At 41.9% G+C, this 13,159-nt stretch carries 11 protein-coding genes; 8 read left to right on the top strand and 3 right to left on the bottom strand.

Annotated elements, in window-relative coordinates; genetic code table 11:
* Nucleotides 1–88: 88 nt before the first annotated feature.
* Nucleotides 89–652 carry a 5-formyltetrahydrofolate cyclo-ligase gene (locus tag B0O44_RS06275; protein WP_110828251.1) on the top strand — a complete coding sequence of 188 codons (564 nt, stop codon included), beginning with the start codon at nt 89–91 and terminating at the stop codon, nt 650–652.
* Here the strand turns inward: B0O44_RS06275 and B0O44_RS06270 are convergent.
* Genes B0O44_RS06270 through B0O44_RS06260 form a run of 3 tightly spaced genes read right to left on the bottom strand, consistent with a single transcriptional unit; the run spans nt 637 to nt 3,154 of the window.
* Nucleotides 637–1,611 carry a formimidoylglutamase gene (locus tag B0O44_RS06270; protein ID WP_110828249.1) on the bottom strand — a complete coding sequence of 325 codons (975 nt, stop codon included), beginning with the start codon at nt 1,609–1,611 and terminating at the stop codon, nt 637–639. The two genes, B0O44_RS06275 and B0O44_RS06270, sit on opposite strands and share 16 nt — an antisense overlap.
* 10 nt (nt 1,612–1,621) lie before the next feature.
* Nucleotides 1,622–2,392: an exodeoxyribonuclease III gene (locus tag B0O44_RS06265; protein WP_110828247.1), complete on the bottom strand. Its 771-nt coding sequence runs from the start codon at nt 2,390–2,392 to the stop codon at nt 1,622–1,624.
* Between the two features lie 51 nt (nt 2,393–2,443).
* Entirely contained in the window at nt 2,444–3,154 is a 711-nt protein-coding gene (locus B0O44_RS06260; RefSeq protein ID WP_110829165.1) for a peptidylprolyl isomerase, read from the bottom strand.
* 148 nt (nt 3,155–3,302) lie between these two features.
* Between B0O44_RS06260 and ygiD the strand changes: the two genes are divergently transcribed.
* From ygiD to B0O44_RS06225, 7 genes are all read left to right on the top strand, one after another.
* Nucleotides 3,303–4,130 (top strand): 4,5-DOPA-extradiol-dioxygenase, encoded by an 828-nt coding sequence (gene ygiD / locus B0O44_RS06255; protein WP_110828245.1) that lies wholly within the window; start codon nt 3,303–3,305, stop codon nt 4,128–4,130.
* Nucleotides 4,131–4,222: 92 nt separating this feature from the next.
* Nucleotides 4,223–5,413, top strand: a complete 1,191-nt coding sequence (locus B0O44_RS06250) for a hypothetical protein (protein WP_110828243.1) — start codon at nt 4,223–4,225, stop codon at nt 5,411–5,413.
* 39 nt (nt 5,414–5,452) lie between these two features.
* A complete protein-coding gene (locus B0O44_RS06245) occupies nt 5,453–7,810 on the top strand; it encodes a S9 family peptidase (protein WP_110828241.1) in 2,358 nt (785 codons plus the stop codon).
* A gap of 132 nt (nt 7,811–7,942) precedes the next feature.
* On the top strand, nt 7,943–8,488 hold the full coding sequence (locus B0O44_RS06240; RefSeq protein ID WP_110828239.1) for a peroxiredoxin: 546 nt from the start codon (nt 7,943–7,945) through the stop codon (nt 8,486–8,488).
* A gap of 87 nt (nt 8,489–8,575) precedes the next feature.
* Nucleotides 8,576–9,160: a carboxymuconolactone decarboxylase family protein gene (locus B0O44_RS06235; RefSeq protein WP_110829164.1), complete on the top strand. Its 585-nt coding sequence runs from the start codon at nt 8,576–8,578 to the stop codon at nt 9,158–9,160.
* A gap of 241 nt (nt 9,161–9,401) precedes the next feature.
* Nucleotides 9,402–11,975: a TonB-dependent receptor gene (locus B0O44_RS06230; RefSeq protein ID WP_110828238.1), complete on the top strand. Its 2,574-nt coding sequence runs from the start codon at nt 9,402–9,404 to the stop codon at nt 11,973–11,975.
* Nucleotides 11,976–11,985: 10 nt separating this feature from the next.
* The gene (locus B0O44_RS06225; RefSeq protein WP_110828236.1) at nt 11,986–13,128 is read left to right on the top strand and encodes a hypothetical protein; all 1,143 of its coding nucleotides are present in this window, start codon (nt 11,986–11,988) and stop codon (nt 13,126–13,128) included.
* The last annotated feature ends 31 nt before the right edge of the window (nt 13,129–13,159 follow it).

Raw genomic sequence — 13,159 nt, 5'->3', positions numbered from 1 at the left:
AGGTTGATTGTGGCTTCGGAGTGGTTCCCGAAGCCATCTTTTTTTACAGGGGTTTTAAATCCTGAATTGTGTAGATTATCTTTGTTTTATGACAAAAGCTGAAGCTCGGAGGGAGGCCTCTAAACAAAGAAATTCTTTATCCGAGGCAGAAATTATTGCAGCCAGCAAGCTTATGCTGGACCGTTTCACCAGGTTGGATTTTTCCGGAGTAAAGGTTTTGCACCTCTTTTTGCCAATCATTCAAAAAAATGAGCCCAATACCTTTCTTTTTATAGACTGGATGAAGCAAAACCAGCCCGATGTAAAGCTTATTGTGCCCCGTGCGGACTTCGCCACCTCTTTGATGACAAATTACGTTTACATGGGCGCGCAGGAACTTGAGCTGAATGCTTACGGCATACCAGAACCCAAGTTAGCGGAACCTTACACAGGAGAGGTAGATATGGTACTGGTGCCTTTGCTGGCTTTTGACCTTAGAGGCTACCGGGTAGGCTATGGTAAAGGTTTTTATGATCGCTTTTTAGCGGGTGAAAACATCAAAAAAATAGGATTATCCTTTTTCGAGGCGCTGGACGAAATAACCGATGTCAATGACCAGGATGTCAAAATGAATTATTGTATTACCCCGGAAAAAATTTACAAATTCAGCTGAGCTTTAATAAAATCGGTCAGTAGATAAACAATCGTTTTTGCAGTCAGAGGATCTTTCCTGCCGTCGGCAAGTTCTACTGCGCCTTCGCAAAGGTGCAGGTAATAAAATTTTTTCTTACTGTTCAGCACCAACCTGCGCATGTCGTTCAAGGTAAATCCTGAAGGACTCGAGGCACTTGAAAGTACATTTTCAATACTGTCCAGATCTATTTCCAATCCCAGATGATAATCAAAAGGATGAACAAAGCTATGTAATAAAACCGTCCGGTCTTTGGATTTGATCAGTTCGTCAAAATAAATGCAATTGATTTCATCGCACTCTTTGATCAGGGTGAGCACGTGGCTGTTATTGTAATTTTCATGCAATCCAAAAATGCCATAGTTTTTTAGAAAGCCATCTTTAATCGCATAACTAAAGCCGTTGCCACTGTGTCTGCCCTTGGTTTCCCGCAGATCGCCATGGGCATCAATATTGACTACATCAATTTTGCTTCCTATGGCAAGGGAAACTCCTTTAATAATTGGGTAGGCGTTATTGTGCCCGCCTCCGATCACAACAGGAACTTTGCCGGCCTCAATGATCTGGCTGATGACCGGGTATACAAATTCATCAATTTCTTCTACTTTCCTGCTTAAGCCATCCGGGCTGCTGTCTTTTGGCTCTTTAAATTGAAAGTGGCCCAGGATAAGAATTTCGGCACCGTTTAAGAAGGAGTTACTCTGTACGTTCAATAGCGCTTTCAAGGCAGCCTGCCAGGCGCTAGATGTTCCCCCGATACCATAATTTGCCCTTACCCCAATATCCTCTGGAATACCAAGAACAACAAAAGGGGCTTTGCATTCCTTAAGGGCGCCCAGGTCAGAAATAGTCTGTACCTTTTCTCCCAGTTTGGTTTCCCCCTCCCGGCGGTTGGTGAGTGCCTGTATGTCCGAAGGGGCATATAGTTTTAATCCTTCCATAAAATTTCATTTAAACGTTTAATTCCAATAAAACAGGGCAGTGGTCAGAGTGAACGGCATCTGGTAAAATCTGAACTGCTTTCAGGCGTTCCAGCATAGGTTTTGTAGCCAGGTGGTAATCGATTCGCCAACCCAGATTTTTTGCCCTGGAATTTGCCCTGAAGCTCCACCAGGTATAATGATGAGGATCTTTATTAAAATGTCTGAAGGTGTCTATAAAACCATTGTTGAGGAAAAGTTCCATCCACTGGCGTTCCTCGGGCAAAAAGCCTGAAGAATTGGCATTCGATTTTGGATTATGAATGTCCATTGCTGTATGGCAAATGTTGTAATCCCCGGAAATGATGAGGTTTGGATGTGTTTTTCTTAAGGCTTCTGTATAGCCGTCAAAGAAACGCATGAATTCATATTTTTTAGCCTGTCTGTCCTCTCCGCTTGAGCCGGAAGGCAAATAGACACTCATCAAGGAGAAACTGTCAAAATCAGCCCTTAAAATACGGCCTTCTTTGTCGATCCACTCTTCGCCACAACCGTACTCCACATGATTCGGCTTAACTTTACTGAAAATGGCCACTCCACTGTAGCCTTTTTTCTCTGCAGCGAACCAATAGTGATGATACCCCAATTGCTCAATTACGGCAATAATATCGGGAATTTGAGATGGTAGCGCTTTGACTTCCTGAAGGCAAACCATATCGGGGTTAACTTCTTTTAACCATTCCAGGAAATTTTTAGTGGCAGCGGCACGAATTCCGTTAATATTGTAAGAGATGATTTTCATTGATATCGGTCTTATATTGTATAATAATTTTATGGCTTGTTTTGTTTTGACTTACACCGAAGGTTGAGCTTTTTGTTCCTTTTCAAGTGTTTTTTCCAGCTTTTTGGCCTCTCTTTTTTTAAGAAGCGTGATGGTCATTTTTACATCTGTTAGTGGCCTGTTATTGCTGTCTGTGTTCATTTCGGCAATTTTATCAATGAGATCAATCCCTCTAACCACCTCTCCGTAAACGGTATAATTCCTATCCAGATGAGGGGCTCCTCCAATACTTTTATATACTTCCCTTTGCCATAGGGGGAGCTTGAATTTAAGCCTGTCCCGTTCCAATATATCCAGTTGTTCATCTGTAAATTTTTTTCCCTGAACCAGATAAAACTGACTTCCGCTAGACTCTTTTTGAGGATTATTGTCCCTGGCAGCGGCAAGAACCCCCTTTTTATGAAAGAGGCTGTCCCGAAACTCAGCTGGAATGGTATAGCCAGGGCCACCTTCTCCAAGCAGTTTACCCGCTTCTGCATTTTTTGAATCCGGGTCACCGCCCTGGATCATGAAATTTTTGATAACGCGATGAAAAAGAGTTCCATTGAAAAAGCCTTCTTTGGTAAGTTTTGCAAAATTATCCCGGTGTAAGGGAGTTTCATTATAAAGTCTGATGATGCATTCTCCCTGGTCTGTTTGCAGTTTGACGTATTGATAATGAGGCTTTTTCGCGACCACGGTTATTGCAAAAAAAGAAAGAAACAAGGAAAAGAAGTATTTCATTTGAAAAATATTTAATGCTAAAATAATGGAAAAATATGGAAGGCCGGATACTGGCGATGTTTTCAAAGTTTAAAAAATAGATTTTCTTACCACAGATCAACAGTCTTAGCGGCTTTTAGCTCTATTTTTGTAAGTAAAGAAGGAAAAGATGGCAAATTTATCTGATTTAAAAAGGATTGCAGATACACTCCCAGAACAGGAAAGACTCATGCCTGTGCTTTTTATTGGTCACGGTTCGCCGATGAACGGGATAGAAGATAATGAATTTAGTCTGAAATGGGCTGAAATGGCTAAAAATATCCCTCAGCCTAAGGCCGTATTGGTGATTTCAGCACACTGGTTTACCAGAGGGACTCTTATTACCGCAATGGATTTTCCACCCACCATACACGATTTTGGAGGTTTTCCCCAAGCCTTGTTTGATGTAGAATATCCGGCCCCTGGAGATCCAAAGCTGGCGGTTGACGTTGCAGCAATAGTTAAAGGTACAGAAATAGGGCTTGATCACGATTGGGGCCTGGACCATGGAGCCTGGACTGTTGTCCGTCATATGTACCCGGATGCCAGGATTCCAGTCCTTCAGCTGAGTATGGACTATACTAAACAGGCGAGATACCATTACGAACTGGCGGCAGAACTTTATGCGCTAAGAAAAAAAGGGGTTTTAATTTTAGGCAGCGGAAATATGGTCCATAACCTTCGAATGATGAGTTGGGAAATGATTGGAGGCGGGGGCTATGATTGGGCGCTGGACATAAATGATAAGTTCAAAAGCCTGATCCTGCATGATGATCATCAGTCTTTAATTGCTTATCAGACATTGGGTAAAGAAGCCATGCTGGCTATACCTACACCGGAACATTACCTGCCTTTACTGTATACCCTCGGACTTAAAAAGGGAACAGAGGAAGTCCTTTTATTTAATGATAAAGCTGTTGGGGGCTCGCTGACGATGACTTCTATACGGATTGGCTAGATGTTATGATTTGTTAAAAAGCGTAAAATTCTGCTGGTTTTTTAGATTTTTGTGAATAGAGGAAGTAAAATCTTTCCTTAACAAATTTGCTTATGAAAGCTACCCTTAGGAGACAAACATGGATTTTCGCGCTTGCAATAGCAGGTTACAGTACGGCCAATGCACAAACCATAAAAACGGATGTTCTTGTTCTAGGAAATGGAAATGCAGCCTGGGCAGCTGCAGGACAGGCCGCACATTCCAGTGTAAGCGTAATCGCCTTGGCGGGTAAAGGAGGGTTTCATCTGCAGATTGCGAAACGTTCATTTTATTCTGGTGCAGAAGCCGAATTTTTTTCAAAATTAAAACCAGACGCTGGAAAAAAGGACCAAGGGCTAAGCATGGAGGCTATGCTAAAGAAGTGGGGCGACAGCACGAAAAATCTGAATGTACACTATGAGACTTTTCAAAAGCTCCTTAGGTCTGGAAAAAACTGGGAAGTTAAACTTCCTGACGGGAAAACGATCAAGGCAAAAGTATTGATCAATGCTTCAGGACAGCCCTTAAATGGACTGAAGAAAAGAGACAATTCCGGATTATTATCCTGGGGTTATGAAAACAACCTCTACCGAACCAGCATTGCCTCTGGTTTGGAGTCTAAAAAACAAGCAGAAGAACTGAAATTTATAACACTGGCCCATCTACTGGTTCCTGAAGAGGAAAATTATGTGGATGTCCAGGAACTAGGTGATGTTATGCCGGCCGGACAAGCTGCGGGAGCCATAGCCGCTTACAGCGTGTTTTTTAAAACTAAAACCAGCAAATCGCGGTTAAAATATATTCAGGGAGAGCTGCTCAATTATAAATCTGCTCTGGTACCCTTTTCAGATATTTCTCCTGAAGACCCAAACTGGCAAGCCATACAACAGGTTGCTTTATCCGGCGTTTTTCAGGGGAAAATCAGCACTCAGGGCCTGCTTTTCCATCCCAACGATACCTTGAGCTTTGACCAGATCCGGCAACCCCTGAAAGATCTGTATTACAAAGCACAAATTTGGTTTGAAGACCATTCTAAGCGCCCGGTGAATCTGGAAAATACGATTGACATGATTTGTTATGTGGGGAACAAATCGGTAAGCAGCTTAATCCGGGAAATAGAAAAAAAATGGAAAAAAGGATATAAATTTAGTTCGGAATATGATCTTCAGCATCTATTGTCCCGAAGAGAAATGGCGGTATTGCTTCAGGATTATCTGCAGCCATTTGATGTTAACATAGATGATACAGGAAGCATTGTGAGGTAAAAATTTTTTTTATATAACTTGCATTCACAAGCAAACTATATGAAGAAAAATTACTTGTTTTTTCTGATGATCTGCGCGGCAGGATCTTCAGTCGCTCAGGAAACGCAAAAGTTGACTGTAGAAAAAATTATGCGCGACCAGAAATGGATTGGCGTATCCCCTTCAGATTACCGGTGGTCTGAAGATGGCAAAACGGTTTATTTTCAGTGGAACCCCAAAGGACTTGAAAAATCCCGGCAATACAAAGTTAATCTCTCCTCCAGGAAAATTGAAGAAGAAGCAGACAGCACAGCAGAAAAGTATTTTGCACCAAATTATATTTATAACCAGGACCGTTCCATGGGGGTGCTGGAAAAAGGCGGGGACTTGTATTTATACAACGCCAAAACAAAGAAGCAGCAGCGTTTAACACAGACAATGGAAATGGAAAGCAATCCAAGGTTTCTCCATAATGGAGACCTGGTTTTCCAGAAAAGCAACAACCTCTTTAAACTAAACCTGAAAACAAACCAACTGATTCAGCTGAGCAATTTTGTGAATGGTAAATCACCCGCTTTAAAAAAGAAATTGTCTGCACAGGATGAGTGGTTAAAAAATGAACAAACCTCTCTTTTTGACGTTTTTAAAGGGAATAAAGAAGCAGAAAGAGGGGGAAGGAGGCTGGGACAAAATTCAAATGGGAAGAATCCACGAGCCATTTATCTTGATGAACAGTTTTTGAGCAATGTCGTAATTAGTCCTGATGAGCATTTTATCAGTTACAAATTGAGCAGCCCGGGGAACTCGCAAAAAACGATTGTCCCGACCTATGTCACCCGAAGTGGCTATACTGAAGATATCCCGGGACGGACAAAAGTCGGGGAAGAACCTTTCAGCTCCCGCAGCTGGATTTATGATTTGCAAAAGGATACCGTTTACCGCATAAATGAGGCACAGATTCCAGGTATTAAGGATCTTCCAGATTACCTGAAGGACTATCCCGAGCAACTTGAGGCCAGAAAAAAGAAAAATGAAGACCGGAAAGTGAACCTTTCTGGGCCTTTTTGGAACGAAGATGGCAGTTTAGCTGTTTTAGTGGCCAGGGCATTAGATAATAAAGATCTCTGGATACTTAAATTAGACCCCTCCAGTGGAGGCTTGTCCCTGGTAGACAGGCAAAGGGATGAGGCCTGGATTGGAGGGCCGGGAATTGGGGCTTATAATGTGAAGTGGTTAGACAAAAACCGGATATATTATCAAAGTGAGGCCAGTGGTTATTCCCACATCTATCTTGCCGATTTAAGTAACGGCGCAAAAAAACAATTGACTTCAGGCAATTGGGAAGTGCAAAGCCTTCAATTGTCTGCAGACAAAAAAACTTTTTATTTTACAGCAAATAAAGAGCATCCGGGAATTACCCATTTTTATAAAATGGATGTGAATGGAGGGGCTGTGCAGCAAATTACTTCTATGAAAGGGGGAAATGAGGTCACCCTTTCTCCTGATGAAAAATGGTTGGCCATTAATTATTCTTATATGGATAAGCCCTGGGAGCTTTATATCCAGGAAAACAAAACAGGAGCAAAAGCGATACAGATCACCAACTCCGTTTCTGAAGAATTTAAAGCCTATAAATGGCGCCAGCCGGAATTGATCTCTTTCAAAAACCGCTATGGTGCCGACGTGTATGCGCGGGTTTATCCGGCCACAAATCCTCACCCCAGCCGTCCGGCCGTTGTTTTTGTCCATGGTGCCGGTTATCTTCAAAATGTTCATTATTGGTGGAGCCAGTATTCCAGGGAGTATATGTTCAATAACCTGCTGGCCGATAATGGTTATACGGTAATAGATATTGATTATACGGCAAGTTCTGGCTATGGCCGTAACCACCGGACTGGAATTTATAGACATATGGGCGGAAAAGACCTTACCGATCAAGTAGACGGTGTGAAATACCTGGTGGAAAAATACCACGTGAACCCTCAGAATGTAGGCCTTTACGGTGGCTCTTATGGTGGTTTCATTACGTTGATGGCCTTATTAACCCAGCCAGAGGCCTTTAAAAGTGGAGGAGCATTAAGGTCTGTGACAGACTGGGCGCATTACAATCACGGCTATACCGCCAATATTCTTAATGAGCCATTTAATGATCCAAAGGCTTATCAACAAAGTTCTCCCATCAATTTTGCAGCAGGATTAAAAGGTAATTTACTGATGTGCCATGGGGTTGTTGATGAAAATGTCCAGTTCCAGGATATTGTACGGTTAAGCCAGCGTTTTATTGAGCTTGGAAAAGACAATTGGGAGCTTGCGGTATACCCTGTTGAAGATCATGGATTTAAAGAACCGTCCAGTTGGACAGATGAATACAAACGGATTTTTAAGCTTTTTGAAAGTACGCTGAAGTCAAGTAAATAGAAAATGAAAGGAGAATAGACCTATCAGTTTTATCTATAGTGCTATCGACAGATAGTATGGCTAAAAGGGGCTTTAACCTTGTGAATCAAAAGAGATAGCTGTACCTTTGCCGCAAGAAAAAAACATAAAATTATGATAAACATAGGTCAACAATTCCCATCATTTTCAAAAACAGCCGTAGTAAGTTTAGAGAAAGGTAAAGAGTTCGAAACAATTACCTCTGATTCTTTAATCAACGATAACAACGAGTGGACCTGTCTATTCTGGTGGCCAAAAGATTTTACTTTTGTTTGCCCTACTGAAATTGCTGAATTCAATAACAATTTCAGTGAATTTCGTGACCGTGATACTAAATTAATCGGTGCTTCTACAGATTCAGAGTTTGTTCACCTGGCATGGAGAAACAATCACGATGATTTACGCGGATTAAAATTCCCAATGCTTGCCGATACTTCTAAGTCACTTGCTGAAGCTTTAGATATTCTGGAGCCAAATGAAAAAATTGCTTACCGTGCAACTTTTATCATTGATCCTCAGGGTATTGTGCGTTGGGTGTGTGTAAACGATTTGAGCGTAGGCCGTAATGTAAAAGAGGTAATCCGTGTACTGGATGCTTTACAAACTGATGAACTTTGCCCATGCAACTGGGAAAAAGGTCAGGAAACCTTAACTGTTTAATTTGCAGTAGGTTAAATAATTTATGATGAAAAATCCCTGTAAATGCATGATTTGCAGGGATTTTTTTTATCCTTAAAATCAATTAAAATGAGCGAAATAACAGAAACCATCCAGGAATTACTGGCCACAGTTGGACTGGAAGCAAGCTATAGAAACGATAGCCTTTCCCTGTTGGAAAAAGGTAATTCAAGATATGTACGTGATTTGAAACTGAATTTCAGCAGTACATTTACTTCTGCACATTTGAATGAGAAAGAATGTGCTTTGCTGGCTTTAAGTATTGCGGTAAATAACAACAATAAAGTTTTAACATCATTTTTCGAGAAACAGGCCCTTTCTAAGGAGGCCAGTGCAGAAGAAATTGCAGAAGCTGTAGGCTGTGCCTCTTTATTGGCTTTAAACAACGTTTTCTACCGGTTCCGTCACTTTACAGGAAAAGAAAAATATACCCAGATCCCTGCGCGGGTCCGCATGCAATTGATGAGTAGCCCTGTGACCGGGAAAGAGTTTTTTGAATTGATGAGTATTGCCGTTTCAGCAGTAAACGGATGTGAAATGTGTGTTAATGCCCACGAAAAATCAATTCTGGGCCTGGGTGCAACAGAGGAACGAATTTTTGATGCCGTAAGGATTGCATCTATTGTAACTTCAACAGGGAAAATTCTCTACTAGTCGGGAATCCACCTTAATCCAAAAAAAGCCGCCTTTCATATGCTTGAAAGGCGGCTTTTTTGTTGTCAGAGACTTCTTGTAATAAAAATATTTACACAAAGTTTAATTACTCATTTGATTTCATTTAAAACGTTAATAATTTCTTAATATAAATTATTTAATTGTATACTTTTGGTAAATTACTTTTGTTTATTGTGGCTGATTATTTCTAATAAATGAATTATAACTTACAAAAAAGAAAATGAACAAATCTTTACGAATTAAAATTACACTGCTCCTGCAGTTTTTTGCGTTAAGTATTTTTGCGCAGCAAAAAATTACAGGCAAGATTGTAGATTCTCTAACGAATGAATCACTTCCAGGGGCCTCTATAGGCTTTAAAGGAACAAAAAATTTTACATCTGCCTCCCTTGATGGAAGTTTCAGCCTGAAGAAACTAGACGGGTTAAACATTTTGGTGGTCTCTTTTATAGGATACAATCCCAGGGAAATAGTCCTGAAGGAGGGGCAGGTAAATCTTGGAGCTGTCAAAATTACGCCTAATGCGAACCTAATGTCTGAGGTTGCGATCCTTGGATCCAATATTGCCATAGACAGGAAAACGCCCGTTGCGGTTTCTACGGTCAATGCTTTACAAATTGAAGAGAAGGGAAGCAGCCAGGAGTTCCCGGAGCTGCTCAACTCTACCCCTGGTGTGCAGGCGACCAAACAGGGAGGTGGTTTTGGTGATTCCAGGGTCAGTATCAGGGGTTTTAGTACCGCTAGTTTGGCCATTATGGTGAACGGGATCCCAATTAACGATATGGAAAATGGATCTGTGTACTGGTCCAATTGGGCCAGTTTAAGAGAGGTTACTTCTTCTATGCAGGTACAGAGGGGACTTGGTGCGAACAAACTGGTTGTTCCTTCTCTGGGAGGGACCGTCAACATCATTACCAGGAGCACGGATACCGAGAAAGGGGGTTCCATTTCTCAAACCATTGGCAATGATGGCTTCCTGAAAACATCCGTTTATCTTTCTACCGGCAGGAGCGATAAAGGCTGGTCTTTCTCGGCCCAGGGCTCCAGAACTTCCGGAAATATGTATGCGGAGGGGCTTCAGTTTACGGGCTATAACTACTTCTTTAACGTCTCAAAAATGTTTAATGACCATCATACTATTTCCCTGACCGGAATGGGTGCACCTCAGACACATGGACAAAGATCAAGCAAGCAAAGCATACAGGCTTTTGAAAGTGCGCCACAAGGAATCAAATTCAATCCCGACTGGGGTGTAAAATACGGACAGGTGGTCAATGTAAAAAACAATTACTTCAATAAGCCCATCATCTCCTTAAACGATTACTGGACTATAGACGAAAATTCCAGCTTGTCCACGGTACTATACGCTTCACGAGGTACCGGTGGTGGTGGATCAAGTCTTGGAAACGTTCCTTTAACCAGGATTGGTCTGTACGATTACGCTCCTTATGACCTGGATGCGGCCATTAAAGCAAACAAGTCCGGTGTAGACGGAGCGGCAGGATCTTATCTGTATGCTTCGGTTAACAACCATAACTGGTTTGGTGCAATGAGTACCTATAACAGGAAATTCAGTAAATATTTTAATTTTACGGGTGGTGTGGACCTGAGGTATTACGAAGGCATCCATTATGTTAAAATTACCGATCTTTTAGGGGCAGATTATGTGACTTATCCCTGGCAGGGGATTAACAGTTCCAGTACTTACCGGGGCGACATCAACAATCCCAATCCGATCTTGAAAACGAATGATAAGTTTGAGTACAATTACAACAGTAAAGTACTTTGGGAAGGGGTATCCGGACAGGTAGAATATGCGAAAGATAACGTTACCGCTTTTGTTTCCCTGGCCGCTTCCAATACTTCCTACAAAAGGATAGACTTTTTTAATTACAAACCAGATGACCCGGCCCGGGAAACCCCATATAAAAACTTTTTAGGTTATCAGGCAAAGGGTGGTGCAAACTACAATCTGGATGAGCACAACAATGTTTTTGCCAATTTGGGTTACCTCGAGAAAGCACCCATTTTTACCAATGCATTCCTGGAGTATAAAAACTTTATAAATCCCGATGCAAAGAACGAAAAATTGTTCAGCTATGAACTGGGCTATGGCTACAGAAGTAAAACCCTTACCGCAAACATCAACCTGTACCGGTCTACCTATAAGGACCGGGCAAGGGCTGTGAATCAAACGGCGCCGGACGGAAGCGTTTATACCTTTAACTTATCGGGGGTAAATGAGCTTCACCAGGGAGTGGAGGTTGATTTCAGGTATAAGCCGGTTGCATCAGTAAGTATAAACGGGGCGTTTTCGGTTGGGGACTGGAAATACTTAAATGATATAGGTCCCGTCACTGTAAACGCGCAAACCGGAAGTTCCGCACAACCACCAACCATTTCCAAGCTATATTTGAATGGTTTAAAAGTGGGTAATCAGGCGCAGACGACGGCTTTTCTTGGCCTGGACTTGCAGGTCTTGCCAGAATTAAAATTAGGTGCGGATTATTATTATTACTCGAATTACAGCGCTGATTTTAATTTTTACAGTTATAATAAACCTGGGGCAAAGCCTTGGAAAATTCCAGATTACGGATTGCTTAATCTGAACGGTGTCCTTAAATTTAAGCTGGCGAACTTGAATTCTTCGATTATCATAAACGTCAACAATGTGTTTAATACCAAATATGTGGCAGATGCTTATGATGCCAATGGAACAGGTACTGCTTCAGGATCGACGGTTTTTTATGGCTTTGGAAGAACCTGGACAACTGGTCTGAAAATTAACTTTTAAAACTTATATCATGAAAAATTATATATATACCGCTATGGTATTGGTTGCAATGGCATTTGCTGCCTGTAACCCAATGAAAGATACCCTTAATAACCTTACACCTGACCCTGTACCTGCTAGAACTCTAACCATAAGCTCCTCCTCGAGTTACGAAACGACCGATGCAGCAAATACAGGTATATCGGCAATGCTGAATAAAATGTATCCACAGCTGCCAAACGGAACCAAAGCAAACGTGACTTACAGTTACAAATCAAATACAGTGAAACCGGCCGACAGTACTTTTGCGAATGTACAGTATACTGTTACTGCAAGTGATTACACCGATGGTGCGTCTGCCGTTGGGAATGGCAATAATAAAAATTACAGTGCTGCGCAGGTGCTGGCTTTTCTGGAATATAAATACCCGCAGGCCATTACAGCAGCCAATAAACTAGTTTTGCTAACTTATGCCTTTTTCCAGTCGGGGGTCACCCCTTCATCGGGTACTTTGGTGACAGAAGCCTTTTTGCTGCAGTCTGCAGGCTGGCAGAAAATTTACCTTTTGTCACCAGCCCAGTATACAGTTCTGGGCAGAGGGATCAACAATGCTTTTGTTTCTGCTGATGTGAGCAGTCTGGCCAGCTCCCTTAATGTGACGTTAAAGGCAGACCCGGCAGTAATGCTCACGGTGAAACTTGGTGACGTAAAATATGTGACCTATAAATATTATGTGTCGGCAACGGTTTCTCACCAGAAAATTTATGTCTTGACCTACGACGGGACAAACTGGTCCCCAAGTACAACACTGGCCTTTCTTAAACAAGGCGGGATTTGGATCCCGGACCCAACCATTTACTATACCATGGTTTCATCCGATTATACCAACCTGAACCTGCCGAGTGTAACCTACAATTTTGGAACTACAACCAACAGGGCAAACGTGGCACAATATAAAAGTTTTAACATCAGTGCAACCAATGGCACGCAATGGACAACAGCAGAGATCCAGGCTGCCCTGGTATATACCCTAAACCTCAGGTTTCCGAATGCGGTAGCAAATCCTCAGGTCCCATATATCATTACTTATTATGCTTACAGCGGGAAATACACTTATGTCCCCCTAAAGTTTTTTAAAACGGCAACAGGTTTCGTATTGGCGGACCCGCAATAAGGTCCATTAAAAAAGGCTTACCATCAGGTAA

The sequence above is a fragment of the Pedobacter nutrimenti genome, from assembly GCF_003208655.1.
GTDB classification, from domain to species: Bacteria; Bacteroidota; Bacteroidia; order Sphingobacteriales; family Sphingobacteriaceae; genus Pedobacter; species Pedobacter nutrimenti.
This window is presented reverse-complemented; position numbering and strand designations above follow the sequence as displayed.

Coding starts and splice junctions, on each gene's coding strand:
- ygiD (WP_110828245.1), top strand. CDS start 3,303: ATGGCAAATTTATCTGATTTAAAAAGGATTGCAGATACACTCCCAGAA.
- B0O44_RS06275 (WP_110828251.1), top strand. CDS start 89: ATGACAAAAGCTGAAGCTCGGAGGGAGGCCTCTAAACAAAGAAATTCT.
- B0O44_RS06260 (WP_110829165.1), bottom strand. CDS start 3,154: ATGAAATACTTCTTTTCCTTGTTTCTTTCTTTTTTTGCAATAACCGTG.
- B0O44_RS06250 (WP_110828243.1), top strand. CDS start 4,223: ATGAAAGCTACCCTTAGGAGACAAACATGGATTTTCGCGCTTGCAATA.
- B0O44_RS06235 (WP_110829164.1), top strand. CDS start 8,576: ATGAGCGAAATAACAGAAACCATCCAGGAATTACTGGCCACAGTTGGA.
- B0O44_RS06225 (WP_110828236.1), top strand. CDS start 11,986: ATGAAAAATTATATATATACCGCTATGGTATTGGTTGCAATGGCATTT.
- B0O44_RS06240 (WP_110828239.1), top strand. CDS start 7,943: ATGATAAACATAGGTCAACAATTCCCATCATTTTCAAAAACAGCCGTA.
- B0O44_RS06230 (WP_110828238.1), top strand. CDS start 9,402: ATGAACAAATCTTTACGAATTAAAATTACACTGCTCCTGCAGTTTTTT.
- B0O44_RS06265 (WP_110828247.1), bottom strand. CDS start 2,392: ATGAAAATCATCTCTTACAATATTAACGGAATTCGTGCCGCTGCCACT.
- B0O44_RS06245 (WP_110828241.1), top strand. CDS start 5,453: ATGAAGAAAAATTACTTGTTTTTTCTGATGATCTGCGCGGCAGGATCT.
- B0O44_RS06270 (WP_110828249.1), bottom strand. CDS start 1,611: ATGGAAGGATTAAAACTATATGCCCCTTCGGACATACAGGCACTCACC.